The following is a 26471-nucleotide window of genomic DNA, read 5'->3' on the forward strand; positions in this document are numbered from 1 at the left end:
CCTGATTTAAGCTTCTCCTTGTCGGTGATAAAGGCCATCGCGATGCTCCACTGTGCAGAATCTGTGTAGATTAGCTGCGCAGGGGCGCGGAAATCCATAGCTGTGCAGGTGCTGTGTAGCTGTTTATACCTTTTTTTATTATTTGATTCCAGTTGTTTACTGCAATCCTGTCGTCCCGACCAATTTTCTACCAACATATAAGAACGCCGCAGAAGCGGCTTTTCTGCGCGGGCTTCGGGTTTCGCGTGCCCGACATTCCCTGCTTTCCTACAACGAACCATATCGGTTATTTCGATTCGCGAAAGTGAGGAACGAAATGACGATATGTGATATAAGTCCCTATATCGACGCCCTGATTACGCGCGAAGGCGGCTATGTGGATCATCCCGCCGACCGCGGAGGGCGAACTCGGTGGGGGATTACCGAGGCCGTGGCACGGCAGAATGGCTATTCCGGTGACATGCGTCGCCTCCCCCGCGCCAGGGCCGAAGCGATTTATCGGGATTTATACTGGACTGCTCCCACGTTCGATAAAGTCGCAACACGGTCACCGCGCCTTGCAATCGAGCTGCTGGACAGCGGCGTGAATGTGGGGCCTGCGGTGGCTACGGGATTTTTGCAGCGCGCGCTCAATGCCCTGAACCGCAACGGCCGCGACTTTCCCGATCTGGTGGTGGACCGGCATATCGGGCCGCTAACGCTCGGCGCGCTGGATAGCTTTCTGCGGGTGCGCGGCGCGGAGGGCGAAGAGGTTTTACGCAAAGCGATCGATGCCCTGCAAGGGGTTCACTACATCCATCTTGCCGAAACAAACCCGTCGCAGGAGGCGTTCGCTTATGGCTGGATTGCGAACCGTATTGGATAATTTCATCACATGGAGATAGAATATGGCGCTTATTGAAAACATCATCGGCCCCATTGCGGGCCTGATCGACAAGATCATTCCCGACCCCAAGGCGCGCGATGCGGCGAAGTTGGAACTCATCAAGCTGCAGGGCAGTCTGGAGATGGAAAGCCTGCGCACCCAATTGTCCGCGGTGCTGGCAGAGGCGCAGTCGCCCGACCCATGGACCAGCCGCGCGCGGCCGAGTTTCCTCTATGTCATGTATGCGATGATCCTGTGGGCCATACCCATGGGCCTGATCGCCGCCGTCCGTCCCGAAGCGGCTGCGCAGATTGCGGCGGGAATGAACGCCTATCTGGGCGGCTTGCCCGAGCCGCTTTATGCTCTCTTTGGGACAGGCTATCTCGGATACACCCTCGCGCGCCAATGGGGAAAGGGCAAAGGCAACGAAAAATAGTTGCATAAAGCGCGATTCTTCCGTTAGGCCGAAGTCCCCGAGAGGGGCCATAGGGATATAGGAGATTAGAAATGAAGAAATTTGTCGCAACCGCCGCCGCTTTGGCATTCACCGTAGCTCTTGGCGCATGTGGCCAGGAAGCCGAAAAGGCTGCTGAAGAAACCACGGAAGCTGCAGAAGCAACCGGCAATGCTGTTGAAGCTGGCGCTGAAGGCGCGATGGAAGCTGCTGAAGGCGCTGCAGACAAGACTGCAGAAGCCGCTGGCGAAGCTGCTGACGCAACCGCCGATGCTGCCAAGGACGCAACTGCCGCTGCTGGCGCCGTTGTCGAAGAAGCTGGCAAGGACATGAAGGAAGCTGCGAAGTAAATCGCGCTCTTTGTAAAGAAGCCCGCCCTGCGATACGCAGCGGCGGGCTTTTTTATGCCTGAAATGGCTCCCGTTTAGGCCATGAAGCCCAGATTGCTGGTCGAGAACCGGCCAATATTGGGCGATACGCTCGGCAACTCGCTGGCCGATACGCCGAACCAGGTTGCCAGCGTCGACGCATATTGGTCAACCGAGATACTCGGCAACAGGCGGCCCTGCCCGACCTGATCGGGGCTGGTGACCGAGATTTGCGGCGCCACACCATAGAAGCGCCCGCCATTGACGGCGCCACCCATGATGAAGTGGTGCGATCCCCAGCCATGGTCCGAACCATCGCCATTGGATTGCAGCGTCCGGCCGAAATCGGACGCAGTGAAGGTGGTGACCTTATCCGCAACGCCCAATTCCACCGTCGCCCGGTAAAAAGCGTCCATCGCGAAATCGAGTTGCCCCATCAAATTGGCCTGATTGCTGATCAGATTGTCGTGCAGGTCAAAACCGCCCATGCTGACCATGAACACCTGTCTGCGTGCACCCAGCGGTTGGCGGGCTGCAATGAGGCGGGCGACGACTTGCAGCTGTTCGGCCAGGCCATTGCGTCCGGTGGCAGGCCGGAACGAGGTGGCCAGCGTTATGGGCTGCAGCGCTGCGGTCACCACGCCCTCGGCATCGATCGAGCGTTTGGCGATGCGGTTATATTCCGCCTCGAACACATTATTGCTGGTCTGCGTCATCAAGGTGCGCAAGGCCGCGCTGCCGGCGGACGATCCGTAAAGGTTGCTCTTGATCCCGTTGACCGCCAGCGCGCCGCTTGACGACACCTGATAGGTCAATGCCTGCTGGCCGGACAGGAACACGGCATTGCCGGTCGCCGAAATGCAGGTGAACAAGGCGTTGGCGTTGCTCGACATGGCGAGGTCGCCCATGCGTCCACCCCAGCCGTCGGTGGCGCCTTCCGGTTTGGAGGACTGCCACGTCGACTGCTGGTCATTGTGCGAGAACAGCTTCGCCGGGCGAGGGTTCGCGACCAGGTTGGAGCTGTTATACTGCGCAAGCGTCAACGGTGCGACCAAGGGCCCGACGTTCAACAAAGGTGCCATCCGCCCGGCGTCGAACAAGGCCTTCAACCGCGTCATCTGCGGTGCGAGCGCATATTGCAGATTGTTCGTCAGCACCTGCCCGCCACTTGGCGTTAAAGCTGTCGCTGCAAGGCTGGAGCGCGCCAGGGTAATCCCGCCTGCCGTCTGCCCCGCACCCCCTCCGCGAATGGCGCTGTAGAGATCATAGTTGGTGGAATCGAAGGGCATCAACGTGCTGTTGTGGTCGTTCCCGCCGTAAAGGAAGATGCAGACCAATGCCTTGTAATCATTGCCCGCGCTGAACGCCGCAGCTTCGCCAATCCCGGCGAGACCAAGGGCGAAAGACGACGCAGAACCCGCGACCGCCAATTGTTTCGAACGACGAAGAAAGGCACGCCGCGAAAGTTCGTTTGCTTTACCGATATGCATAGCGAAAGCCTTTACTTCTGAACGAGATAGTCGGGTGAGGCCATGACGAGCAGCACAGCCATATAGACCCGGCGCTGCTTTTCGGCGGTGGTGCTGGTTTGCGTGACTGTTGTTGCATCCAGCGCGGTTTTGATCGTTGCCTTGGTTGTGTCCGAAATCTGGTTCGCTGCCAGCAATAGGCAGATCCGGTCGAGCAAAGCTGTCGAGTCATGCGCGATGGCAAGCTCGCTGGTGTAGGCGGCCTTCACATCGCCCCCCACCCCGTTGGTGCTGCCAATGGCCGAAGTCATGTAATTCACATAACCGGGCGTGCTCGATTCATTGATGAGCTGGAATTCCGGTGCAACCAGCGAGTTCGTAGCAATGGCGGTGTTGGCGGGCACATAACCCGGCCGGAAGAAGTTGAAAACCGATGGGGACCGCAACGCGCTTTGCCCCAGCCCGCTGACCAGATCGGACAGATTGCCGATCCGCCAGTTGCCACTGGTCGACGCAGCGCCGAAAGTCCGGCCCCATTGCACGAAGCGGAGAATGGGTTCGCGCACTTTTCCGAAAGTAGGGGCCGTAAGGCCGGAAGCATTCATCGCTTCGTCGTCGAGCAGGATAGCCTTGAACACGGCGCGCAGATCGCCGCGTGTGCCGGAACCATTGTTGTTGAACACCTTTGCAACCCGGTCGACATAGGCAGTGCTGGGGTTACTGGTCACCAACCGCTGGATCATCTGCTTGGAGAAGAAGGGTCCGACATTGGCGTGGTTGAACAGCGCATCAAGCGCTGTCTTCAACGCAACCGTTCCATCCGTGTTCGCCGGAATATTTGTTCCGAGAAAGTTTACTTCCAATGCAGAATGTTGGCTCGTGGTCGACGGAAATTCCCACTTGGTGGGGTCAATCGTCATGGGTTTCAGGACATAGCCCGTGCTGTTGATCAGACGTGTTGGATCATTAGTCGCAGGCGTTTTGACATTCCCTGTGAAGTCCCAGTTATACCCCGTAAAAACACGCGCCAGATTGGTGACGTCGCTGTTGGTGTAGGTCTCGATCGGCTGGTTGTTGGCATCCAGTTTGCGTGTGCCGTCATTGTTCAACTGGTACAGACCAATTGTGAACAGCTGCATGACTTCACGGGCATAATTTTCGTCGGGTACGCGGCCGGTACGTGTATCTTCTTTCCGGTTGCCGCGCGTACTGAGATAATAACCCATTGCCGGATTGAGGGTCACATCCTCAAGCAATTTACGGAAATTTCCAAAGGCGTTGGAGTTCAGTTGATCCCAGAAAAAGGCAATTGCCTGTGCGCGCCAACTGAAGTCCAGTCCCGTCAGCGACACGACAAAAAACTCGGACAGCGCCAACGCGACGCGTTTGCGGACGCCGTTTGCGTCGGACATGAGCTGGTTCCAGATCATGTAGTCGCCGGGATATTCATTATCGAAGAAATTGTCGGCGGTAACCTGATCATAGCCGCGCGACGCCAGCCATGCCACACCGGTCTGGTTGATCGGTGCATCCATCTGGGCGTTTAGCCAGGGTTCGTAGCCGATTGATTTGATGTTGGTGATCTCCGCCTCGCTGACGGATAGGCTGGATTTCAGAATGAACCGTGATGCTTGGGCGTCGGTGGACGGTTTTGGAACTTGTGCTGTCGGCGGAGGGGTTGTGGATGAACCACCTCCCGCGCCACCACCACCGCACGCCGCCACCAGCAATGATGCCGCAGGCAGCGTATATACATAGGGTGAAGTCTGTGCCGGAACCTCGGCCAACGCCGGAACAACATCGTCCGGCATTTCAATTTCTGACGCCCCCTCAAGGCAAATCTGATGCAGTGCTTCCTTCATATCCCGCCCTCGCCAAATTGACGAAAGCGAGAGGCGAGAATGCCGCGTCAGGTTTCGTCATTAACGGTCTGCTATGGGACATTGCTCAAGAGATAGTTTCGGGAAGTGGTAAATCCCCGTTAAGCGTGTTTTTTCGACGATATGGATTAGTAAATATAAACCATTTATCAACCTGTGGCATCTACCCCTTTTGCCATGGTCATAAGTCGCATCCTTCCTACGGTTCTCGTACTTTGCGGAGCCTTGACAACACCCCATGCTGCCCGAGCCGAAGTGTTCGAGCTGGCGAGCAATGGCAATTTTGTCCAAATTTCGCGCCCGGCATGGACGCCTGAACCGACGTTGGTGCCCGATTATGTGGGCGCAGAAATCGTCGCACCGACCCAAATGCCGTCCCCGCCCACGGGAACCGTACGCCAGCATATCCAGCATGCCGCCGCCAAATATGGCATCAGCAGCGATCTGGTCGACGCGGTCGCGTGGCAGGAATCACGCTATAACCCACGCGCTCGGTCCTCCGCCGGGGCAATTGGCGTGATGCAGTTGATGCCCGGGACTGCGCGTACGCTGGGCGTAACCAACCCACATGACGTCCGCCAGAATGTCGCAGGTGGTACAGCCTATCTCCGTCAGCAGCTTGAACGCTTTGGCAATAACGTCCCTCTCGCCCTCGCCGCTTATAATGCGGGACCGGGCGCGGTGATGAAATATGGCGGGATACCGCCCTATCGCGAAACGCAGAATTATGTCCGCCAGATCATGCGCAGGCTGTCTGCCATTTCGCTCCAGCGTAACTCCTATGAATGAGGCCAGCATGTCGATGACGAAGTTCAAAGCAAAATTTTCCGCACTAGCCGCATTGACCGCTGCCTTACCCCAAGCGGCACTGGCGCAAACCGCCGTCGCCGATCCGCAAGGATCAGGCCCTATCGTCAATGCCCTGAACTGGATGCAAGGCACTCTGTTGGGCAATGTGGCAACTACAGCAGCCGTCATCGCGGTCGCTGTTGTCGGCATGATGATGCTGACTGGCCGGATGAACTGGCGCTTTGGCACAACGGTCATCGTGGGTTGCTTCGTCCTGTTCGGGGCGACTGCCATTGTTTCGGGGATCCGTGTCGCCGCAATCGGGGGCTAATCAATGACTCCGCTAAACCGCACGCCTGTTTTTCGCGCTCTGACCCAGCCGCAGATGTTTGCGGGCGTGACCTATAGCTATTTCATCATCAACCTGATCGTGACGACGGAAATCTTCCTCATCAGCGGGTCCTTTTGGGCGATACCCGCCGCCGTCCTGATCCACGCCATCGGCTACATGGCCTGTTTGCGCGAACCCCGCATCTTTGACCTCTGGATTACCAAGGTCAGCCGTTGCGGCCGGACGCGTACGCACGATCTGTGGCGCTGCAACAGCTATCGGCCCTAACCTATGAAGCTATCTTCGCAAAAACTTGCCAAGTTGGACCCGCGCGCCGGGGACCGTTTGCCCTATGCCGGCCATGTCAATGACCATACATTGGCCACCCGCAATGGCGAGCTGATCCAGATGATCCAGATCGACGGTATCGCGTTTGAAACCGCCGATAGCGAAACACTGAACCACATGGCCGCCGTGCGCGATGTCGTGATGCGCGGCATCGCCAATTCCAATTTGATGCTCTATTGCCATGTCATCCGGCGCCGTGTGGCCGCCGAATTGACGACGCCCCAGCCCGAGGGCTTTGCCCGCGACCTCGACGCTGCATGGCAGGAGCGGTTGCGCGGCAAACAGCTTTATATCAACGACATCATTCTAATGCTGGTCCGCCGACCCGCCCGTGGCAAGGTCGGCTTTGTCGAACGGCTAACCAAATGGGGTAGCGGCAAGCGCTCGCCGGAAGAGAAGCTTGCCGAACAGGCCCGCGAACTACGTGAACTGGACAGCGCACGCACCAATCTTCTGTCCGCACTCAGCCGCTATGGCCCGCGCGTTCTGGAACGCTATCAGGGTGCGAGCGGCATCTGTTCTGAACCACTCGAAATTTTGTCGGCATTGTACAATGGCGAAATGCAGCCATTGCTAGAACCCACGGGCGATGCCGGACAGTATCTGCCTTATAAGCGCATCAGCTTTGGCCTTGATGCGCTGCATCTGAAGGGATCAAGTGCGGAGACATCGCGCTTCGGCGCAATCGTGTCGATCAAGGACTATCCCGCCACGACCAGCCCGGGCATGCTCGACAATTTGCTGCGCCTGCCGCACGAACTGACGCTGACCGAAAGCTTTGCCTTTGTGGACCGGCAGATTGCCGACGAACGGATCGGATTGGCGTTGCGCCGTTTGCGGGCGGCATCCGATGAGACCACCACTTTGCGGCAAGGCCTGCTGGGTGCAAAAGATGAGCTGACCGGTGGCGCTGCCGCCTATGGCGAGCATCATTTAAGCGTCCATGTCCGCGCCGGCAGCCTGCCCGCGCTCGACGCCGCGGTTGCCGATGTGCAGGCATCGCTCGCCGACATTGGTGCGGTATCGGTGCGCGAAGATCTCAATCTGGAAAGCGCCTTCTGGGGCCAGTTTCCGGGCAATGCAGAATTTATCGCCCGCAAGGCGCTCGTTTCGACCGCCAATCTGTCGGGGCTGATCTCCCTGCATGGATTTCCTATCGGCGCACCAGCAGGCGGGCCATGGGGAGAGCCGATTACCGTGCTCGAAACCACATCAAGCACGCCCTATTTCTTTAATTTGCACAGCGGCGATCTGGGCAACTTCACACTGATCGGTCCATCGGGATCGGGTAAGACGGTGGTGCTGAATTTCCTGATCGCCCAGTCGCAAAAGTTCAACCCGCGCACTTTCTTCTTCGATAAAGACCGGGGTGCGGAAATCTTCATTCGCGCTATTGGTGGCCATTATGATGTGCTGCGTCCGGGCAAGCCGACGGGTTTCAATCCGCTGCAACTGCCAAGCAACGCTGCCAACCAGGCGTTTTTGCGGCAATGGTTGTCGCAGATGCTGACGCCGATGGGCGGCCAGCTGACCGCCGATGAAAATGCGATCATTGCCAGCGCGGTCGAGGCCAATTTTGACCAGCCGATGGAGCACCGCCAGTTGCGCTACCTCGTAGAGCTTCTCGCCGGTGGCGCACGCCCTGTGCGTGGCGACCTCGCGTCGCGGCTTGCGCCCTGGTACGGTGCAGGCGAGCATGCGTGGCTGTTCGACAATGTACGGGACGAGCTGAACCTTGATACCCGTACCGCCGGTTTCGACATGACATCGCTGCTCGACAATCCCGTGCTGCGGACCCCGGCGATGATGTATCTGTTCCACCGCGTGGACGAACGTCTGGACGGCACACCTTCGATGATCGTTATCGACGAAGGATGGAAGGCACTGGACGATGAAATCTTTGTGCACCGCCTGAAAGACTGGATGAAGACAATCCGGAAACGCAACGGCGTGGTCGGATTTGCAACCCAGAGCGCGAGCGATGCTATCGAAAGCAAGATCGCCGCGACCATCATCGAACAATCGGCCACGCAATTGTTCATGAGCAATCCCAAGGCGCAAGCCTCGGACTATTGCGACGGTTTCGGATTGACCGAGCATGAGCTTGATCTCGTCCGCTCGCTGCCCGAACATTTGCGCTGCGTGCTGGTCAAGCAAAGCGGCAACAGCGTTGTTGCCCGCCTCGATATGGGTGACATGCCCGATGCGATGACCGTCCTGTCCGGCCGCGAAAGCAGCGTCCGCAAATTGGACGAACTGCGCGATGCCCATGGTGATGCGCCGTCTGACTGGATGCCGCAATTGTTGCAGGCCGCCGAAGAAGGCCCGTCGGCCTTGTGGCAAAACACCAAGACAGGAACGCGCGGCTGATGGCGAAATGCGCTGCCATAAACGCCACAGCAGGTTCGGCTGAAACCATGGTCAACACCGTGGATTGCTACATGCAGTCGACGGTTCAGGCCGGTTACGCCAATTTGCTCGGCCCCGGTAGCGTGTTCGGCTATGCGCTGACAATCGCGCTTACCATTTACGTCGCGATCGTCGGCTACCGCCTGATCTTCGGCCGTTCCTCGCTCAGCATGGGCGAAATGGCGCCGCGGATGCTGTTGATCGGCGCGGTGCTCGCGCTGACCAGCAATTGGGCAACCTACCAGATACTTGTCTACGATGTGCTCACCGACGGCCCGCAGGAAATTGTCAGCGCCGTCAATCCGTCCGCCGGACAGAGCAGCAGCGTCAACCAGCGCGTGGATATGCTGTCCGGGCGGATGGTCGATCTTGCCGATGCCTGGACCGAATTTGACGCACGCCCCGAAAATGCCGCGCCCGACGCCGCCATGCCGACCGAGGATAAGGACGAGGCCGAAGCGCTTCCCCCGACCGCAACGGGGATTACCGCGATCGTCGCGCCCAAGGATTCGCTCGGCCCCAATATGCTGATGCTCAGTGCGCTGTTGCTGGTGCTCGCTTCGGCAGGCGTGCTGGTGGTGGCGAAGATAATATTGGGGCTTCTCCTTCTTCTCGGACCGCTCTTTGCGGTACTGGGGCTGTTCTCCGTGACACGCGGCCTAACGCTCGGCTGGGCGCGCGCCGCTGTGTTGATGGCGCTGGTCCCTGTCATGGCCATCATGACGACCGCCGGATCGACCGCGTTGATCGAGCCTGTCTTGGCCGACATGTATGTGTCCGCAAATCAGGGCGTCTTCTCGCTCCGCGCTGCGCTGACGATCCTGGTGATCGTGCTGATCACGGTGGCGGTGGCGGTGCAGTTGTTCCGCATAGGCCGCACCATCGTCAGCGGATGGACCCTGTCCCTGCGTTCAAATAGCGCCGCAGATACTGTGCAGTCGCAAGGCACACAGACCGTCGCGACGGCTTCTGCGCCTTCCATGATCTACAATGAACGCATGCAAAGCATGGTCAGCGCCATCGAGCGGACGGCAAGCGTCACCGCACCCGGCAGCGTTGCCAACCAGCGCGCCATCCTTTTGCCACATCGGGTAGAAACCGAAGGCAGCGCGCAAAGGGCGACCGAAATGAAAGCTGACCGCCGCATCACCCGAGGACGCGTCACCGCCGTCCGTGCCCCCATTAAAGCCGTCAGGAACGCCGCATGACCGCCAAATATCTCGCCCTGCTGTTCGCCAGCTTACCCCTTGCAACACCCGTATTGGCCCAGACGACGGAATCCGTGAAGGTCGCGCCCAATATCCGCTATGTCCATTACGACCCCAATAGCGTGGTCCGCCTGACCGGACATACCGGCTATCAGATGACGCTGGAATTCGACGTGGGCGAACGGATCGAAACGGTCGGCCTTGGCGATTCTTCCGGCTGGCAGGTGACGCCCAACGGGTCCGGCACTGTCATGTTCCTGAAGCCTGTGGGCATTCCGCGCACCACCAACATGTCGATCATTACGAACATGCGCCGCTACAATCTTGAACTGGTGGCAAAATCCGGTCTGAAGGTCGCGCCGAGCCAGGTGACCTATGCCGTGCGGTTCACCTATCCGCAAAAGCCGGTGGACGAAGCCGCCAACGCCGCCGCAGCGCCGCTGATCGCGACACCCCCTGAATTGTGGAACCGCGCCTACAGCTATGATGGCGCAAAGGCCAATGTGCCCGATCAGGTCTTTGACGACGGCAAAGCCACCTATTTCCGCTTCGCTGCGGGCGCGGCTACCCCCGCCATTTTCAGCATCACCCCCGATGCGGGCGAAAGCATTGTGAACTTTGCGGTGCGCGGCCCCTATGTGGTGGTCGAACAGGTCGCCCCGCAATTCGTCCTGCGGCACGGCAAGGAAGTGACCATCATTTTCAACGATGCCTACGCCGCACCAACCCCCGGCGCGGATGCTCCGCGTGAACGGGCCAAAAAGAAGTGCGGCCTGTTCGGCTGCAAATCACGGGAGGCAAAACCATGAGTGTTCTGAAACCCGAAGGGACCGATCCCCGCACCTCTATGGAGGCGGGCGCGCTGGAAGATGCCAATGCGCCGGGCTTGTCGCCGGTTGCCATGCCGGCCGGATTGTCGCCCGGTATGAAGCTCGGCTTTGTGGGTATCGGCCTGCTCGGTATCCTCACCTTCACGACCCTGGCCTCCAGCCGGGGTGACGCAACACAAGCAGGCGCCAATCCGGCCCTGCCCGTGACGGCCAGTGTCATGCCGGTAGGCGGCGTGGTTCCCAAGCCTGTTCTGCTTCCCGGCCCGCCCGAGCTGCCGCCCCCCACGCTGATCCCGCCGCCACTGGACGTAACGGCTCCGGTCATGGGCGTTGTTGCGTCGCAGGCCCCGGGTGCCAACCGCCTGATGTCGCCCGGCGTCGTCGTCGATCTGACCAAGGGCGGCGCGGCTGCCCTACCGCCGACACCGGGACTGGCGGGCGTAAAGAATGACGACCTCAGCGCCGACGACAAATTCGCCGACCGCGTCGCTGCCGCAGAAAATGCGCCAGCGCGCGCAGTCCGCATTTCCAACAGCAGCTATACCGTGCCGCAGGGCGCAATCATCGCCGGTGTTCTGGAAACCGCCATCAACTCCGACCTTCCGGGCTATGTGCGCGCGGTGGTCAGCCGCGATGTCATGGGCTTTGACGGACGCCGGGTGCTGATCCCCAGTGGCAGCCGCCTGATCGGCCAATATCGTTCTGGCCTCGCAGCGGGTCAATCGCGCGCCTTCATTGTCTGGACTCGTCTGACTCGCCCGGACGGCGTCACCGTATCGCTGGGATCGCCCGTCACCGACCCGCTGGGCCGTGCCGGTCTGGGCGGCAAGGTGGACAGCCATTTCCTCAAACGCTTCGGTTCGGCCATTCTGCTCTCGGTCGTGCAATCCGGCCTCGGTCTGTTGCAGCGCGGCGGCAATGATGTCGTCGTGCGCACTGCGGATGATGCGAAAAGCGTCGCCGGTATCGCATTACAGCGCGACATCAGCATCCCGCCCACGGTCAAAGTGGCCCAAGGCACCGCGATCCGCATTTTCATTGCCCGCGATCTCGATTTCTCCGGCACGGACGGCGGTTCGTAATGAACATGATGACCCCGCTTTCGGGGAGTGGCGGCAATGTCTACCTCAACAGCTACCTCGCGCCTTTCGAGGCGTGGCTGGCGGCGGACGATGTCACCGAGATTTTGGTCAACCAACCGCACGAAGTCTGGGTCGAGCGCATGGGCGCGGACGAGATGGAGTGCCATGACGCACCCGCCATCGATGCGCAGCTGCTCGAACGCCTTGCGCAACAGGTGGCACGGATAAGCCATCAGGGCATCAACCGCGAAAGCCCCCTTTTGGCGGCCATCCTGCCGGGTGGCGCGCGTATCCAGATTGTCCTGCCACCCGCCACACGAGGATCGGTCGCGATAGCGATCCGCAAACATGTGCTGCATGATATGACCGTCGACGGATATCTGGCGCAATGCCGCACGGGTTCGCTGAACGCAGCGAAATCCGAACTGTCCTTATCGGCGTTGCTCGAAAAAGGCGATGTATCCACCTTCCTGAAGAAGGCGGTGGCCATGCGCAAAACCATCTTGCTGTCAGGCGGAACGTCGTCGGGGAAAACCACCCTCCTCAACGCCCTGCTGAAGGAAATCCCGCAAAACGAGCGTGTCATCGCCATCGAAGACACCCCCGAGATCAAGCTCGGCCGCAACAATTCCATCGGCCTCGTCGCGGTATCGGGCGATCAGGGCGAAGCGCGGGTGACCATCGAAGAACTGATGCGCGCTTCCTTGCGCATGCGTCCGGACCGGTTGATCGTAGGCGAGCTACGAGGTGCCGAAACGGTCACTTTCCTGCGCGCCATAAACACTGGCCATCCCGGCTCGATCAGTACCATCCATGCGAGCACAACGGAAGGCGCGTTCGAACAACTGGCGCTGATGTGCATGCAGGCCGACCTCGGCCTCGGCCGTAACGAGACCATTGATTATGCACGGTCCATGATCGACATCATCGTGCAACTTGACCGGAAGAACGGGCAACGTTCCATCGCGGATATCCAGTTCAAGGGCGATTGAGCCAGTCTGTCTTTATTGTGGAAATAATGGTGCACCCAACTGGATTCGAACCAGTGGCCCCCAGATTAGGAATCTGATGCTCTATCCTGCTGAGCTATGGGTGCGCCGGGGATTTCCATAGCTGTGCGATTTTGGCGGGTCAATTTTTTGCGGAAGGGGGCACGACAGGAAAGGGTAGTGGCGCGACCGCGATTCCTTCGTCGGCGAGCGCGGCAGCTTCGTCGGCGCTGGTTTCGCCGTGGATCAGACGTTCATTCTCTTCCCCATAATGGATCGCGCGTGCGGTATCGGCAAAATCGCGGCCGACCCACTGGGATTCTTTCAACATTTCGGATTGGGCGACCGCCAGCTTCTGCATCATCTCCACCATGGCGGGGGACAAGGCCGGCGCGTTCATCACTTCGCCTGTAACCGGTTCAGCGGTGACGGGCCGTTCGGCCGGCAGGGTGCTTCCCTGATTCGATTTGCGTCCGACATTTGGAACCGACAACGCCTTTTCAACATTGGCGGTGTTGCACAGCGGGCAGACAATCAGCCCACCTGACCTCTGCGCATCAAAGTCCTGTGACGATGCGAACCAGCCTTCAAAGCTATGGCCGGAACCGCACTTCAAATCAAAAGCGATCATTCGGTGTTAATTGCCGGCAACGGCAAGCAATGAATCCAGCTTACCTTCATAATCCAGCTCCCGAAGGTCATCGCTGCCTCCGATCGCGACATCATTAATGAAAATCTGCGGCACGGTCCGGGCACCCGGCGCACGCGCAACCATTTCGTCGCGCTTTGCGCCACCCATGGTCACATCATATTCGCTATAGGCCACGCCCTTGGTGTCGAGCAGGTACATCGCCCGCACACAATAGGGGCAGCCGAACTTGGTGTAGATTTCAACTTTTGCTGTCATAAACGTGAAATGGTGTGCCTGCGCGGCCAAGTCAAGCATCACCCGCTTCAAAGTGGGGCGGCGTGTGCCCATTATCCCGCAAGGCGCGTGCCCAGCAGAAGAGTTGCACCCAATTGGCACCCGACTTTTTCAAGGTCTTGATGCAGCCATCGCTTGTCGCGCCGGTCGTCAAAACATCGTCGACCAGAATCACCCGGGCACCCGACAGCACATGGGCTTTAGCCGGATTGATACGAAAAACGCGCGCGACCGCCTTGCGCCGTTCTTTTCCGGAAAGCCCGCGCAAACTCGGTGTGCGTTTTATCCGCAAAAGCACATCCGGGGCATAGACCAGCCCGCCCAGACGAGCCAATTCCTGCGCAATCAATGCCGACTGGTTGAAACTGCGCGACCACAGCCGTGTCCAGTGTAACGGAACCGGCACGACGATCATGCCGGTACGGTCGGCGGGCAGATGGCGTACCAGATGGCGCGCGATCAATTTGGCGAGTCCGATCCTGCCTCCATATTTGAGGCGCAGGGCAATTTTACGGGTCGTGCCATCATAGGCGACGGCGGCGCGGATACCGTCATGGATCGGTGGATCGGCGAGACAAGCGGCGCATCGCGCGCCTGCCGGCTGTTCATAGTCGAAAGGAAGCGCGCAGCTATCGCACCAGGGAGGATTGAGGAACCTGATGTGCGGCCAGCATTTGGCGCAAAAATTGGTTCCGTCGGTCGATATCTCTCCGCAGGAAGGACAACGTTCGGGCAGCGCATAGTCAAACACTGGCTTCGCTATTTTGAGCACCAACCGCATCGCCCTCTTGTCGGATAATGCGGACATCTCCACAAGACAGAAATGCAGTCTTCTGAAGCACCCCCCGAGATATTCGACCGGAAACGGCGGTACGCGATGCGGCAACGTGCGCATCGCCATGCGGCGCGCGCCTTTCTCTGGCAATATATAGCGCAGGAGTTGAAGGAGCGGCTCGCCCTTGTGACCCGCGAGCTTCAGGATGTGCTCTTGATCGGCCCCATCGCGGCCTTTGCCGGGGAAATTCTCGGGGACCGGAGCTGCGCCGTGCACATCGTCGATATAGTCGACCCGACCCTGCCCTCGATGGTGCGGGCGGAGGAAGACAGGCTATCCTATAAGCAGCACAGCTTTGATCTGGTGGTATCGGCCGGTGTGCTGGACAGCGTGAACGATCTGCCGGGTGCCCTCATTCAGATCCGGCATATTCTCAAGCCCGATGGACTGTTTCTGGGGCATATGTTTGGTGCGGGCTCGCTCGCCACCCTGAAATCCCGAATGGTGGCGGCGGAAGCGCCTGTGGCGACACCCCATATCCATCCGCAGATTGATTTGCGCAGCGCCGCTGATCTTTTGTCGCGCGCGGGATTTACCCTGCCGGTGGCAGACGGCGATATGTTGCCGGTACGCTATGGCGATTGGCGCACGCTCGTTCGCGATCTGCGGGATGCAGGGATCGGGAACGCACTGACGGGACCCCGGCGCTATCTGGGGCGCGACTATATGGCGAGGCTGGACCGCGCATGGCAGGCGGGTGCCGATCCAAGCGGGCGCGGCGAAGAACAATTTATGCACCTGTTCCTGAGCGGATGGTCGCCGTCCGCGAATCAACCCAAACCTGCCCGGCGTGGAAGCGGTGAGGTTTCCTTGGCGTCGATCTTGCGGCCTGCCGACAAGGGCTAAGGCCAATTTTCCAAAAAGTGCACCAGTGGTTCATCGGCGGGTGGCATTGGTAGGGCATGCATGTCGGCAGGTTTAAGCCAACAGAGCTCCGGACTTTCCAAAGCGGTCGGCTGCCCCTGCCAGCTTGTGCAGCGATATAGGAGCAGGACCATATAACGGTCCCCATTTTGTGCACTGGCAAAGGTCAAAGGAATCAGATCCGGACCGGCAACATCGATGCCCAATTCTTCTTTCAGCTCGCGAACCAATGCTGATTCGGGTGATTCGCCGCTTTCGACCTTGCCGCCAGGGAACTCCCACAGCCCTGCCATTTGACGACCCTCGGGCCGCTTTTGCAGCAATATTTCACCCACTTCGTTGGTTAACGCAGCGGCAACCACAAACAGCATTGTCGGATTTTTTTCCATTTTCTCATCGCCTTGCAAGTTTTTGTTAACGCTTCTGTGGGAAATCCTGACTGCTCGCAACCAGGGAAAGAAGTGGGGCCAAATATGTTGGATCTAATTCGTCGTATCACGCGATGCGAACAGGGGGCGACGGCTGTGGAGTATGGTTTGATTGTTTCACTGATTGTTATCGCAATCGTGGCATCGCTTGGTGAATTCGGTGAAGGTTCCACAAGTATGTGGAACAGCGTGTCGAATAAAATAATTAATGCAAGCTGAGTGACGTTAACGATTTGGTATAGATTTAGGAATAATCAGGCCAAAGTCGGATAGTTTTATAAGTAATAAAAATATCCGCTCGGGTGAATTGAACAAGCAACAGGAGACCTAAAATGAAAGTTATCAAGAAACTCTTCAAGAACGAAGACGGCGCGACTGCAATCGAATACGGCCTGATCGCCGCTCTTATCGCAGTTGCAGCAATCACTGCAATGGGCAGCCTCGGCAACAACCTGTCGAACACCTTTACTGAAGTCAGCAACAGCCTCTAATAGAAGCTTAGCTGATCGGGCATCCAATGCCTGACAGAATTAAAGGGCGGTAACTTCGGTTGCCGCCCTTTTTATTTGGTTTTAATAAGTTACAATTTTAACTTTCTGACCCTGTGTCACATTCTGATTGGCGCCAAAGCCATTGAGTGCACGGAAACGTTCGGCCTGCAAAGAAGTGTAGGCCATGCGCGATGCAAGTAACGCCACGCTATCCCCTTTGGCCACGGTTACCACACGCAACTTCCGCGGCTTGATGGCCGCAACCTGATTGTCGTTAAGCCGGGCCATGCTATTGAACATGCCGTTGAACGGGCTGCTATTTGCAGCGGTTATCGTGATGAAATGATAGGCAATGCCGCCACCCCATTCATAAGCAAATACCGTAACCTCTCGGGCGCCCTGTTGTGTGTTGACGACGGTTGATGAATAAAAGGCAGGAATGCCATTGACCGTTGTTTGGCGGACATCGCCGACCGGGATCGACATATTCTGACCCGCAACCGTTTTGAATGCGGCGGCAACATAAGCCGACCGGTCACCGTTGAATGCGCCCTGTCGAAATATCGCTTTGCCGCTATTGCCGTTGATCGAAACCGCATCCGTGCCATTTTGTATGCCAAATCCGGTCGGCGCGCTGAACTTCATTCTGATATCGGGGTGTATAAAATCCTGCCCTTCGACGACACCTTGTGCGGGATCGTCGCCGTATAGCATCCCATTTATAGCGGTAAGATGGGAATCCGGCTTGCGCGTAGCATTCGCCGGAAAAGCCTTGGCACCTGTGGCGGCCCGCACCACGCGCTTCGCTGGATCAGGATGGGTGCTAGCCCATTCGGGCACCGCTTTTTGGCCCATTCCGGAAACCCGTGCATCAACCGCAGTTTGCATAGCCAACGAATTCAGCATCGCAGATAGCGCAGTCGGGTCATAGCCCGCTTTGCTCAAATAGCGGATACCCAGATCATCGGCTTCTTCTTCCTGGCGACGCGAATAACGCAAGCTCAACAATTGGGCCGCAGCGCCCGAATATTGCTTCAGTCCACCGCCGATAGCCCCCAGCAACCCACCATTGTCCCCAAGAACCGACCCCAGTATCGCACCACCTACCCCAAAAATGTTGGCAATAGTCGTGCTCTTTTGACGTTTTTGGCTGTGCCGTGCGGCAGTATGTCCGACCTCATGGCCAAGGACGCCAGCCATTTCTGCCTCGCTATTACAAAGCGCTACAAGCTGCCTGGTAATGTAAACATATCCGCCGGGAATCGCGAAGGCGTTATTCACAGGTGAATTCAGCAGCGTGACTGTAAAATCGCTTTCTGCATTTCCCAGTCCCGATTGTACCGCAATCGATTTGCCAACGCGCACGACATAAGCCGTTTGCGGGCTTTGCATTGCACCGCCAAATTCTTTCATGATCTCCGGGTGATATTTCGCCCCATCCGATTTTTCCTGCGCGGTAAATGGTTTTGGAACAGAGGCCGCCTGCTTCTTTTGCGCCGCCACTGGCACCGCCATGTTTACCGCTGCAAAAGATAATGTTGCGCCGCCCATGACGAGTAATTTTTTGCTTATATGCATTTGCGCTCTCCTCGGATCATCGCAGTTCGCATAACATAACTTTTGTCCGGCACGCGTAAAATCTAAAATTGCGACGACCGGCTTTTGATTTTAAGCCCCCATGGCGAGGAACTTATTCCGACGCTGTTGCAGCAACTCCTTACGACTAAAACCGCCAAGGGCATCGATTTCTTCACCAATCGCCTTACCAAGCGAAGCCGCCGCAAGTGCGTGATCGCGATGCGCGCCACCCATTGGTTCCTTAACGATGCGGTCAATTACGCCCAGTGACTTCAAGTCTTCGGCAGTAACTTTCATTGCCTGGGCCGCATCGGCCGCCTTGTCGCCCGTGCGCCACAAAATCGAAGCACAGCCTTCCGGAGAAATGACGGAATATACCGCGTATTCGAACATTAAAATGCGGTCAGCCGCTGCCAACGCAACCGCACCGCCAGAACCACCCTCACCCACTATGCACGCGATCATCGGCACGCCCAATTGCAAGCATTTTTCGGTGGATCGGGCGATAGCTTCTGCCTGCCCGCGCTCTTCGGCCTGAATACCGGGAAACGCACCCGACGTGTCAACCAAGCTGACCACAGGTAAACCGAACCGGTCGGCCAGTTCCATCAGACGGATTGCTTTACGATAGCCTTCCGGTTTGCCCATGCCGAAATTGTGATGCAGGCGGCTTTGCGTATCGTCGCCCTTTTCATGGCCGATCACCATGATTTTCCGGTCATGAAGCCGCGCCAGACCGCCCAATATTGCCTGATCATCGGCAAACGCACGATCACCCGCCAGTGGCATGAAGTCTTCAAACATCGATGCTATGAAATGCTTGAAATGCGGTCGCTCGGGATGCCTTGCAACTTGCGTTTTTTGCCACGCTGTCAATTTGCTATAGGTATCTTTTAGTTGCTTGTCGGCCTTGTCGCGTAGTTTGCTAATTTCCGCATCCACATCGACTTCGCTCTCATCTGCAGCCTCCTGCAATTCGATGATGCGCGCTTCCAATGCAGCGACGGGCTTCTCAAAGTCCAGATATACGGTCATGGCAGCGGGTTAGAACCTGTTGGCGTGCGGGTCAACGTGCGGTTTGCCATAGGGTGCCGCTTGTTCACAAGTTCGACAAGGCGGCTGGCATCCACATGGGTGTAAATTTGGGTGGTTGCAATATCGGCGTGGCCCAGCATTGCTTGCAAGGCGCGCAGATTGGCTCCGCCTGCCAAAAGATGCGTCGCAAAGGCGTGGCGTAGGACATGGGGGCTCAGCTTTTCGGGGTCCAATCCGGACTTTGCGGCCAATGATTTTATGATCTGATATAATCTTATCCGGCTGATATGGCCCCCGCGTGACGGAAATAGATATCGCGCCTCTCTGGGCACAAATTCCAGCCATTTGCCCACCGCATGACGGGCCCTGTCGGAAATGGGCACCAGCCGTTCCTTGTCACCTTTTCCGGTCAATATGATGAAAGGCCGGTCACCCACAATGGCTGTCCTTGGCAATGATACCAGCTCCGATGCCCGCAAACCTGAACCATACAGCAACTCAACCAATGCCGAAAGCCGGAACGCCGCGGCCGATGGCCGCGCATCGGCCAGTTCCGCTTCAATGGTTTGAAACAACAGGTCGACTTGATCCTTGTCGAGAATTTTAGGCAGACCCCTTGCCCGTGCCGGTTTGGGAAGCCCCGACGATGGGTTATCGCCGCGCAAACCTTCGTCGTGCAAGAAAGAGAAAAAGCGCCGTAAAGCAGAAACTTTGCGTGCAACCGAACTGCTTGCCAGGTCACTCCATTGACCCGCCAATTGCGCCAACATATTGGCATCCGCATCGCCCAGCCTTCCGCCTGTTAAATGCGAAGCCGAGACGAGATCGCTCTGGTAAGCAAGGATAGTATTCCTCGCGACCCCGCGCTCTGCAGCCATCATTTCGAGAAAGCGGTCAATAAGGCTAAGGTCGGTCGTGGACATGCCCGCTTGTGTTAACTGAATGTAACAGCTTCAGCCGCAATCATGCGTGCTTCTGCCTCTAAGCCGACCTGCCGAAGTGAGCGTACGATATAATATAAGTGGTTTGCCGGCACGACCGACCAGCCCGGTGCCTGCATTCCAGCTATCGCCATCAATGCAACGGTGCCCTGCTCGCCCCTTTGTGCCGCCGATGATATCGCACGGGTCCAGTTCGTTTCACGGGCGATATTTACGTTCAATTCACCTTCAAAATCCGACCGCGCGCCGGAATCAATCCGGCCAAGCCCTGCCAGACCGGCCAAGAGCAATGCCGATCTCTGTCCTTTTTCGCTGTTATCATTTCCATAAAAGTCGTCCAGCGGGTCATATTCCACAGGCTGTATGTTACCCGGAGAACCCAGCGCGATCAGCGCCCATCCAAGCGACCCATTATCGACAATATTGGCCCACGCTGCAGCATTACGATCAAGACCAGCGGTCAACATGGATGCTATCAAGCCATCAGCCGATGCCAAATGCGCGGTGTCAGGGGCGATTAATGCCGCCGCGCGCGCGGTCATAATCAGCTTGCCATGATAGTCGGCACCTTTTGTCGCACCGCTCCAAATTGTCGACATCGCCGTAACACGCGCGGCGTCGCCCGTTGCAATATAGGCTTGCTGCAACGCTTCGGCGTTATTTCGCAAATTGTCGGGCGCTTCTGTATCGTCGAGCACCTGACCGAATAAATCAACGATATCCCGATTAGAATAAACGCCCAACGCTGCGGCGTGCGATGCATATTTCGCGCGAGTGGCGGCGGCAAACATGGGAAGTTGGACTTGCCAGCCAGCCAATTGCCGTCCGCTTTTTTCGAACAGTTTTTCAGGCGGTTCCAAACCCGTTGCCGCCGAAAGGCCAAAGCGCCACGGATTCATTCCGTCCACACCATCCCATTCGATCTTGACCGACCGCCTGCCATTCACGCCTGCACCGACGGCCTTTTCAGCAAGCCGGAAATCTACACCTCTCACCCAACCCTGATAACGACCCTGATTGATAAATGCAGTGGCGCTCCCTTGTTCGCCCGCGAGCGACGCACAGATCGCGCGCGCCATTTTCCAGCGCCCGTCGTTGACCATGCTTACGCCGCTTTCCACAAGGGGACACAATCCCGACAAGTCACCGTTCGCCAAAAGAACTTGCAACGCGACCTCGTGCATTCTTTTTGTGTAATTCCCGGCGTCAACTTCTTGCACCAACTGCCGTGCAACGACAGAATCGCCCATCCTTAGCAAAAGCCAGGCCCGTTCGGCGGTCCAATCTGCGCCATTTACGCCCGCGGGCGTATTTGTCCGGCTCGCCAACAAGCGCCGCCCCAATATGGTTCCCCAACGTGATGCCAGCGGTCCGGTCGTCCGATTAACGACCTGCTTCAAAAAATTCCCGTCGGTTGTTCCAAAAGCTTCTGCGGCAAAACCGCCAGATGCTGAGGAAATAATGCCCACAGCAGACATCGAGCGCCGCGCAGCAGGTGGAACATCATAGCGAATGACCAGCTCATCTTCGCTCTCGTCTTCTTCCTCTTCTTCGATCTCTTCGTCAGCGTCCGCCGCCGCCGTGGTGTCTGTCGCCTGATCCCCTGGTGTCGCCGGACGGGCGGAGGGCGGCGTCCCGGTTGGGGCAGGTCCGGATGTCGAAGGCCTGTTGCTCGCAGGCGGCGGTGTTGGAACACCGAAACCTTCGGGTAACAGGGATTCTGGTCCCTGCTGTCCCAAGGCGGGCAGAGCGAAAACCAGCGCCAAAACGCTGGCTGATAATAAAACTCTTTTTGGTGTCGAATTGGTCAATTGGGCAGATCCGCTTTTGTTTCCGATAGGTGCACCGGGGTCTCTATATTTTGCTATCGCCGAATATGCCACGGCAAATAGCTTTCCGGCAAAGCCTAGCCGATATATAGGACCAGTCGCAATGGGCACATATGATCATTTGGATATCCAGCCGAAAGATAAGGCAGGGCAACCGTCACTTGACCGGTCCATCGTACTTGTCGGCATGATGGGCGTTGGAAAAACGAGCATCGGAAAACGTCTGGCTGCACGTTTGGGTTGCGACTTTGTCGATGCAGACGAAGAAATCGAACGCGCCGCTGGCATGCCTATTCCTGAAATATTCTCAAAGTTCGGGGAGCCCTATTTCCGCGACGGCGAACGCCGTGTTGTCGCCCGATTGATCGAAGGCGAACCCAAAGTCATCGCAACCGGCGGGGGCGCATTTATCAACGATAGCACACGGGCCTTGATATTGGCGCAAGCTGTTTCAATTTGGCTTGATGCCGACATCGCAGTTTTGGCGGAGCGCGTCGCCCGCAGAAACAACCGTCCGCTATTAAAAGGGAAGGACCCGGTTGAAGTTCTCACCGAACTTGGCAAGGTTCGCAACCCGCTATATGCGGCAGCCAACATCCATATCCGCAGCGATGCTTCGCCCCATGCCCGTACTGTCGAAAATATCCTGAAAGCGATTTCCCGATGAGCGTTGTTACCGTCGATTTGGCAGATCATCCCTATGACATTCATATCGAAGCCGGATTACTTTGGAATGTCGCAAATTTTTTATCGCCCTATTCACGTTCGGGGCGGTTTCTGGTTATCAGCGACGCAAATGTAGCGCATCATATATGGCCCGCGATGCGGAACCATTTGTCGCAAGCGGATCTTGCCGCCGAGATATTTATCCTGCCCGCTGGCGAAATTGGGAAAAGCTGGGCGGAGCTTGAAAAGCTTACCGACTGGCTTCTTGAACATCATATCGAACGCAGCGACCATATTATTGCGCTGGGAGGCGGTGTTGTTGGTGATATCACTGGATTTGCCGCACATATCGTAAAGCGTGGCTGTTCGTTTATCCAGATTCCAACGACTTTGCTGGCGCAGGTTGACAGCAGCGTCGGCGGTAAAACCGCGATTAACAGCCGAGCCGGGAAAAATCTGGTCGGCGCGTTTCACCAGCCCGCAATTGTGTTGATCGATCCAGATGTTCTTGAAAGCCTTCCAAGACGCCAACTGGCCGCGGGATTCGCCGAAGTGGTCAAATATGGCCTTATTGACGATCTCGATTTTTTTGACTGGTGCGAAACCAATCTCGACGCCTTTTTTGCCGGTGATGCAGCGGCCCGCCATTATGCAATTGAGCATTCTGTAAAGGCCAAGGCGCGCATTGTCGCGGCCGATGAAAAGGAGCTGACCGGAACTCGTGCGCTGTTAAATCTCGGTCACACATTTGGCCATGCGTTGGAGGCAGATACAGGTTTTTCGGACAGGCTGTTCCACGGCGAAGCAGTTGCGGCGGGAATGGTATTGGCCTTCCGCTATTCGTCGAAGCTTGGGCTATGCAGCGCCGACGACGCGAACCGAACAGCAAAATTGCTGCATAATGCAGGACTGCCGGTAACGCTCGCCGATGCCGGGGTCGGCGCCGACGGTGCAAAGCTTGTCGATTATATGATGCACGACAAGAAGATGGCGGGCGGGAAATTGCCGTTTCTGTTGGCACGCGGTATCGGGAAGACGTTTCTGTCTAAAGACGTTGATCTGGCCGATGTCGCAGCATTTCTGGATGCCCAGCATTCCGCGGAGTTCGCGGCCTAATCAAACAGGAAATCGTCGGAGTCGTCGCCGCCAAAGCTGTGTCTTTGACCCGCGTGCATATCCCCGCTTTCGAATTGCGCCGTCAGCCGGCTCCGGTCACGCGCACGAAATTCACTTACGATATTCTGGATCTGTGGTTTGGCCAGCCCAAGCGCCTTTAGCCCTTCAACCGCCAATTTGATTGACGATTCAAACACCTCACGCACAATCGTAATTTCCGCATCTCGCATCAATTTCAGGGCTTGCCGCCGGTTATAGGCGCGGGCGAATATTTTTGCTTTCGGAAAAGCCTGCCGGACAGGAGTCAATGTTTCTGCGTCCAGATCACGATCATTTATGCAAAAGAAAATGGCACAGCTTTTGTCGCCCCCTGCCCTTTGCAACAGGTCGATACGCGTACCATCCCCGTAAAAAACTTTCCGCCCAAATTCGCCGCTCAGGTCGATTGTTTCAGGATTTATATCAATAAGTGTTACGCTGCGCCCGGCAGCGACCATGATTTGCGACACTTGCTGGCCAAATCTGCCGTGCCCGACAACGATAACATTTGCCTGCTCGGCTAATTCAGGATCATCAAGCTGGACCTCACTTGTGTGTTTACGGGACGCAAGTTTGCCTGCGAGTATCATCAAAAACGGCGTCGATGCCATCGACAGAGTGACAACGGCGCCGAACAGACTGGCCGCCGCCGGTTCGATCAACAAGGCCCCTTGCGCGGCGGCAAATAACACAAAGCCGAATTCACCGCCCTGACTCAAAAGCAAGGCCGCGATGATCGATGCGCTGCTGCTGAGCCCGAAAAAACGCGCGAGCAGGAATATCACGCCAGTCTTTACGCAGATAAGCGCGACCGCAAGACCCAGCACAAGCAAAGGCTGCGCTGCAATGACATCAAGGTCAAGCAACATACCCACGGCCAGAAAAAACAGCCCGAGCAAGATCGAACGGAACGGGTCGATATCGGCCTCCAGCTCATGCCGATAGGGGGATTCGGCCAGCATGACCCCAGCGACAAAAGCCCCCAACGCCGCCGACACGCCGATCATTTGCATCACTGCAGAACTGGCGCAAACGGTGAAAAGGCCCGTGACGATGAACAGTTCCCGTTCCGAAATCTTTCCGACCAGTTTCAGCAGGGGGGAAAGCAGGAAACGGCCAGCGAGCACAAGGCCGATGATTGCAAGCAAAGCGTAAATAACCAGCAACCATCCGCCAACCGCGCCTTCTTCGGCGGGCGCGCGAGATAATGCAGCGACGATTGTCAGCAACGGGACAATCGACAAATCCTGAAACAACAGGATCGAAAAGCTTTTCTCCCCATAATCGGTTTTCATTCGGCCGCGGGATTGCAACAGCGGCAAGACTTGCGCGGTGGAAGAAAGTGCCAGTGGCAGGCCAAGAACAAGCGCCGCCTCCCAACTGAAATTGGGCATTACCAATTGGATAACGCCAAACATTGCCAACCCGCACAAGATCACTTGCAGTGGTCCAAAGAGCAAAACATCGCGGCGCATCAGCCACAGCCGCCTCGGTGACAATTCGAGGCCGACGAGAAAAAGCAGCAAAATGATGCCAATTTCCGAATAAGCGAGAATGGTTTCCGCTTCTCCAATCAATCCCAAACCATCGGGACCGATTGCAATACCCGCAACAAGATAACCAAGAACGGCGCCTAACCCAAGGCGACGGAAAATCAACACCGAGATCAGAGCAGCCCCTAAAAGTACTACCCCGCCCAACATGACGTCGGCCACCAGATTATGGGCGCCTTCCTCCATCAGCTGGCGGGTTTGATGTGTTCGGCCGCAGCCAGCAATGCGTCATACGGCAATAAAATCGCGGCATGACGCGACGGATATTCACGCGCGGGGGTCAAGATAGCAAGGTCATGCCATGCCTGCGGCATATCGCGCTGCTTTTTTAGGGCCATTTCGATATCGTCTCGAATATTTGCGATAGAGGCCATATCCACCCCGACAGCGTTCAACCGCAGGATCGCCGCAGAAGCCTGTCCAAGCGCGCACGCATTGGCGCGCAATGCAATTTCGGCAATAACACCGTTATCCTTCAGATTTACATCGGCTGCAATCCGGCTGCCACAAATGGGGGAACGGCTCTCCGCTGTTCCGTCCGGATTCTGCAGGCGATCCCCGGCCTCCAAAGCTGAGGCTAGGCGCAAAATATCCCGGTTATAAAGGGCCGAATCCATTATTCCGCCGTGTCGGATTCAAGGGTTGCGCGCTGTTCGCGCACAAATTCCGACATCGCATTTCCGCTGGCGTTCAACAAGGGATAGGTCCGTGATTTGACCATCCAGTCGGGGCGCGGTTCTTCCAAACCGAATAATGTTTCGTACCCCATAGCCAGTAACAAGAATACAAGCGTTGCCAAGATCAACCCCTTTATTATTCCGAAACCAAAGCCCAACACACGATCAATAGGGCCTAGCACGGACTTCCGGGATTTCTTCCCGATTGTTTTGGAAATCCATTTGCCAAGGGCATAAGTAACAATGACGATGGCAAGAAATGCCAACACTGCAGCACCCGCATCCGTCCCAATTGGTTCGCTGAGCGCCGCAGAAGCTGGCGCATGAAACACCCGCACTGCCGCGATAATCAATAACCACGCGATCAGGGACAAAGCCTCTTGCACAAAGCCGCGCAAAAACCCGAATACAGCTCCACTGCCAATCAAAAACAGAACAATAACATCGAGTGCAGTCATAAGGCAGTTGCTAA

The 26471-nt window shown here is 57.1% G+C and carries 30 protein-coding genes and 1 tRNA gene; 16 read left to right on the top strand and 15 right to left on the bottom strand.

Annotated features, from left to right (window positions below; all coding sequences use genetic code 11):
- Window positions 1-197 (bottom strand): hypothetical protein (locus tag ACEW72_RS09330; RefSeq protein ID WP_373476112.1); only part of this gene is annotated, 197 nt, incomplete at its 3' end.
- Window positions 198-316: 119 nt separating this feature from the next.
- Between ACEW72_RS09330 and ACEW72_RS09335 the strand changes: the two genes are divergently transcribed.
- From ACEW72_RS09335 to ACEW72_RS09345, 3 genes are all read left to right on the top strand, one after another.
- Window positions 317-865 (top strand): glycoside hydrolase family 108 protein, encoded by a 549-nt coding sequence (locus tag ACEW72_RS09335; RefSeq protein WP_158899757.1) that lies wholly within the window; start codon window positions 317-319, stop codon window positions 863-865.
- 22 nt (window positions 866-887) lie between these two features.
- Complete coding sequence (locus tag ACEW72_RS09340; protein WP_158899759.1) at window positions 888-1301, top strand: holin family protein; 414 nt, start codon at window positions 888-890, stop codon at window positions 1299-1301.
- A 71-nt stretch (window positions 1302-1372) separates the two neighbouring features.
- Window positions 1373-1669, top strand: coding sequence for a hypothetical protein (locus ACEW72_RS09345; RefSeq protein WP_158899761.1), 297 nt, complete (start codon window positions 1373-1375; stop codon window positions 1667-1669).
- Between the two features lie 74 nt (window positions 1670-1743).
- Here the strand turns inward: ACEW72_RS09345 and ACEW72_RS09350 are convergent, their stop codons facing one another.
- Window positions 1744-3177, bottom strand: coding sequence for a DUF1501 domain-containing protein (locus ACEW72_RS09350; protein ID WP_373476113.1), 1434 nt, complete (start codon window positions 3175-3177; stop codon window positions 1744-1746).
- 11 nt (window positions 3178-3188) lie between these two features.
- A complete protein-coding gene (locus ACEW72_RS09355) occupies window positions 3189-5018 on the bottom strand; it encodes a DUF1800 family protein (RefSeq protein ID WP_373476114.1) in 1830 nt (609 codons plus the stop codon).
- A 243-nt stretch (window positions 5019-5261) separates the two neighbouring features.
- Between ACEW72_RS09355 and ACEW72_RS09360 the strand changes: the two genes are divergently transcribed.
- From ACEW72_RS09360 to virB11, 8 genes are read left to right on the top strand one after another with little or no spacing between them, the layout of a single operon-like run.
- Window positions 5262-5825 (top strand): lytic transglycosylase domain-containing protein, encoded by a 564-nt coding sequence (locus ACEW72_RS09360; RefSeq protein ID WP_373476115.1) that lies wholly within the window; start codon window positions 5262-5264, stop codon window positions 5823-5825.
- A gap of 13 nt (window positions 5826-5838) precedes the next feature.
- Window positions 5839-6156 carry a TrbC/VirB2 family protein gene (locus ACEW72_RS09365; protein ID WP_158903209.1) on the top strand — a complete coding sequence of 106 codons (318 nt, stop codon included), beginning with the start codon at window positions 5839-5841 and terminating at the stop codon, window positions 6154-6156.
- 3 nt (window positions 6157-6159) lie between these two features.
- Window positions 6160-6444 (top strand): type IV secretion system protein VirB3, encoded by a 285-nt coding sequence (locus ACEW72_RS09370; protein ID WP_143774990.1) that lies wholly within the window; start codon window positions 6160-6162, stop codon window positions 6442-6444.
- A gap of 3 nt (window positions 6445-6447) precedes the next feature.
- Window positions 6448-8874 carry a VirB4 family type IV secretion/conjugal transfer ATPase gene (locus ACEW72_RS09375; protein WP_373476116.1) on the top strand — a complete coding sequence of 809 codons (2427 nt, stop codon included), beginning with the start codon at window positions 6448-6450 and terminating at the stop codon, window positions 8872-8874.
- Window positions 8874-10121, top strand: a complete 1248-nt coding sequence (locus tag ACEW72_RS09380; RefSeq protein ID WP_373476117.1) for a type IV secretion system protein — start codon at window positions 8874-8876, stop codon at window positions 10119-10121. The genes ACEW72_RS09375 and ACEW72_RS09380 overlap by 1 nt, the downstream gene beginning before the upstream one ends.
- Window positions 10118-10930 carry a TrbG/VirB9 family P-type conjugative transfer protein gene (locus tag ACEW72_RS09385; protein WP_373476118.1) on the top strand — a complete coding sequence of 271 codons (813 nt, stop codon included), beginning with the start codon at window positions 10118-10120 and terminating at the stop codon, window positions 10928-10930. The genes ACEW72_RS09380 and ACEW72_RS09385 overlap by 4 nt, the downstream gene beginning before the upstream one ends.
- Complete coding sequence (gene virB10, locus ACEW72_RS09390) at window positions 10927-12033, top strand: type IV secretion system protein VirB10 (RefSeq protein WP_373476119.1); 1107 nt, start codon at window positions 10927-10929, stop codon at window positions 12031-12033. The genes ACEW72_RS09385 and virB10 overlap by 4 nt, the downstream gene beginning before the upstream one ends.
- A complete protein-coding gene (virB11, locus tag ACEW72_RS09395; protein WP_158899776.1) occupies window positions 12033-13025 on the top strand; it encodes a P-type DNA transfer ATPase VirB11 in 993 nt (330 codons plus the stop codon). The genes virB10 and virB11 overlap by 1 nt, the downstream gene beginning before the upstream one ends.
- A gap of 27 nt (window positions 13026-13052) precedes the next feature.
- Here the strand turns inward: virB11 and ACEW72_RS09400 are convergent.
- The 4 genes from ACEW72_RS09400 to ACEW72_RS09415 all read right to left on the bottom strand — a co-directional run bounded on the left by ACEW72_RS09400 (window position 13053) and on the right by ACEW72_RS09415 (window position 14755).
- Window positions 13053-13129 (bottom strand) — tRNA-Arg (locus tag ACEW72_RS09400).
- A 35-nt stretch (window positions 13130-13164) separates the two neighbouring features.
- Complete coding sequence (locus tag ACEW72_RS09405) at window positions 13165-13653, bottom strand: DUF1178 family protein (RefSeq protein ID WP_373476120.1); 489 nt, start codon at window positions 13651-13653, stop codon at window positions 13165-13167.
- A 6-nt stretch (window positions 13654-13659) separates the two neighbouring features.
- The gene (gene grxC, locus ACEW72_RS09410) at window positions 13660-13929 is read right to left on the bottom strand and encodes a glutaredoxin 3 (protein ID WP_373476121.1); all 270 of its coding nucleotides are present in this window, start codon (window positions 13927-13929) and stop codon (window positions 13660-13662) included.
- A gap of 31 nt (window positions 13930-13960) precedes the next feature.
- Entirely contained in the window at window positions 13961-14755 is a 795-nt protein-coding gene (locus ACEW72_RS09415; protein WP_373476122.1) for a double zinc ribbon domain-containing protein, read from the bottom strand.
- A 15-nt stretch (window positions 14756-14770) separates the two neighbouring features.
- Here ACEW72_RS09415 and ACEW72_RS09420 point away from each other — a divergent pair, with 15 nt between their 5' ends.
- The gene (locus tag ACEW72_RS09420; RefSeq protein ID WP_373476123.1) at window positions 14771-15628 is read left to right on the top strand and encodes a methyltransferase domain-containing protein; all 858 of its coding nucleotides are present in this window, start codon (window positions 14771-14773) and stop codon (window positions 15626-15628) included.
- Here ACEW72_RS09420 and ACEW72_RS09425 read toward each other — a convergent pair.
- A complete protein-coding gene (locus ACEW72_RS09425; protein ID WP_158899784.1) occupies window positions 15625-16035 on the bottom strand; it encodes a (deoxy)nucleoside triphosphate pyrophosphohydrolase in 411 nt (136 codons plus the stop codon). The two genes, ACEW72_RS09420 and ACEW72_RS09425, sit on opposite strands and share 4 nt — an antisense overlap.
- A gap of 84 nt (window positions 16036-16119) precedes the next feature.
- Between ACEW72_RS09425 and ACEW72_RS09430 the strand changes: the two genes are divergently transcribed.
- Both ACEW72_RS09430 and ACEW72_RS09435 read left to right on the top strand, forming a co-directional pair.
- The gene (locus ACEW72_RS09430) at window positions 16120-16293 is read left to right on the top strand and encodes a Flp family type IVb pilin (RefSeq protein ID WP_158899786.1); all 174 of its coding nucleotides are present in this window, start codon (window positions 16120-16122) and stop codon (window positions 16291-16293) included.
- A 113-nt stretch (window positions 16294-16406) separates the two neighbouring features.
- Window positions 16407-16565 (top strand): Flp family type IVb pilin, encoded by a 159-nt coding sequence (locus tag ACEW72_RS09435; RefSeq protein ID WP_143774979.1) that lies wholly within the window; start codon window positions 16407-16409, stop codon window positions 16563-16565.
- 81 nt (window positions 16566-16646) lie between these two features.
- Here ACEW72_RS09435 and ACEW72_RS09440 read toward each other — a convergent pair whose 3' ends face one another.
- The 4 genes from ACEW72_RS09440 to ACEW72_RS09455 all read right to left on the bottom strand — a co-directional run bounded on the left by ACEW72_RS09440 (window position 16647) and on the right by ACEW72_RS09455 (window position 21885).
- Window positions 16647-18143 carry a M48 family metalloprotease gene (locus ACEW72_RS09440; RefSeq protein ID WP_373476124.1) on the bottom strand — a complete coding sequence of 499 codons (1497 nt, stop codon included), beginning with the start codon at window positions 18141-18143 and terminating at the stop codon, window positions 16647-16649.
- Between the two features lie 90 nt (window positions 18144-18233).
- A complete protein-coding gene (locus ACEW72_RS09445) occupies window positions 18234-19178 on the bottom strand; it encodes an acetyl-CoA carboxylase carboxyltransferase subunit alpha (RefSeq protein WP_373476125.1) in 945 nt (314 codons plus the stop codon).
- Complete coding sequence (locus ACEW72_RS09450) at window positions 19175-20101, bottom strand: tyrosine recombinase (protein ID WP_373476126.1); 927 nt, start codon at window positions 20099-20101, stop codon at window positions 19175-19177. Before ACEW72_RS09450 ends, ACEW72_RS09445 begins: the two co-directional genes overlap by 4 nt.
- An 11-nt stretch (window positions 20102-20112) precedes the next feature.
- Window positions 20113-21885 carry a hypothetical protein gene (locus tag ACEW72_RS09455; protein WP_373476127.1) on the bottom strand — a complete coding sequence of 591 codons (1773 nt, stop codon included), beginning with the start codon at window positions 21883-21885 and terminating at the stop codon, window positions 20113-20115.
- A 190-nt stretch (window positions 21886-22075) separates the two neighbouring features.
- Between ACEW72_RS09455 and ACEW72_RS09460 the strand changes: the two genes are divergently transcribed.
- On the top strand, window positions 22076-22615 hold the full coding sequence (locus tag ACEW72_RS09460; protein ID WP_373476174.1) for a shikimate kinase: 540 nt from the start codon (window positions 22076-22078) through the stop codon (window positions 22613-22615).
- A complete protein-coding gene (gene aroB, locus ACEW72_RS09465; protein WP_373476128.1) occupies window positions 22612-23730 on the top strand; it encodes a 3-dehydroquinate synthase in 1119 nt (372 codons plus the stop codon). Before ACEW72_RS09460 ends, aroB begins: the two co-directional genes overlap by 4 nt.
- Here aroB and ACEW72_RS09470 read toward each other — a convergent pair.
- Genes ACEW72_RS09470 through ACEW72_RS09480 form a run of 3 tightly spaced genes read right to left on the bottom strand, consistent with a single transcriptional unit; the run spans window position 23727 to window position 26457 of the window.
- On the bottom strand, window positions 23727-25508 hold the full coding sequence (locus ACEW72_RS09470) for a monovalent cation:proton antiporter-2 (CPA2) family protein (protein ID WP_373476129.1): 1782 nt from the start codon (window positions 25506-25508) through the stop codon (window positions 23727-23729). The genes aroB and ACEW72_RS09470 overlap by 4 nt on opposite strands.
- Window positions 25508-25939, bottom strand: coding sequence for an iron-sulfur cluster assembly scaffold protein (locus ACEW72_RS09475; RefSeq protein ID WP_373476130.1), 432 nt, complete (start codon window positions 25937-25939; stop codon window positions 25508-25510). The genes ACEW72_RS09470 and ACEW72_RS09475 overlap by 1 nt, the downstream gene beginning before the upstream one ends.
- Complete coding sequence (locus ACEW72_RS09480) at window positions 25939-26457, bottom strand: CvpA family protein (RefSeq protein ID WP_373476131.1); 519 nt, start codon at window positions 26455-26457, stop codon at window positions 25939-25941. Before ACEW72_RS09480 ends, ACEW72_RS09475 begins: the two co-directional genes overlap by 1 nt.
- Between the last annotated feature and the right edge of the window lie 14 nt (window positions 26458-26471).

It is taken from the genome of Sphingorhabdus sp., from assembly GCF_041737645.1.
GTDB lineage: Bacteria > Pseudomonadota > Alphaproteobacteria > Sphingomonadales > Sphingomonadaceae > Sphingorhabdus_B.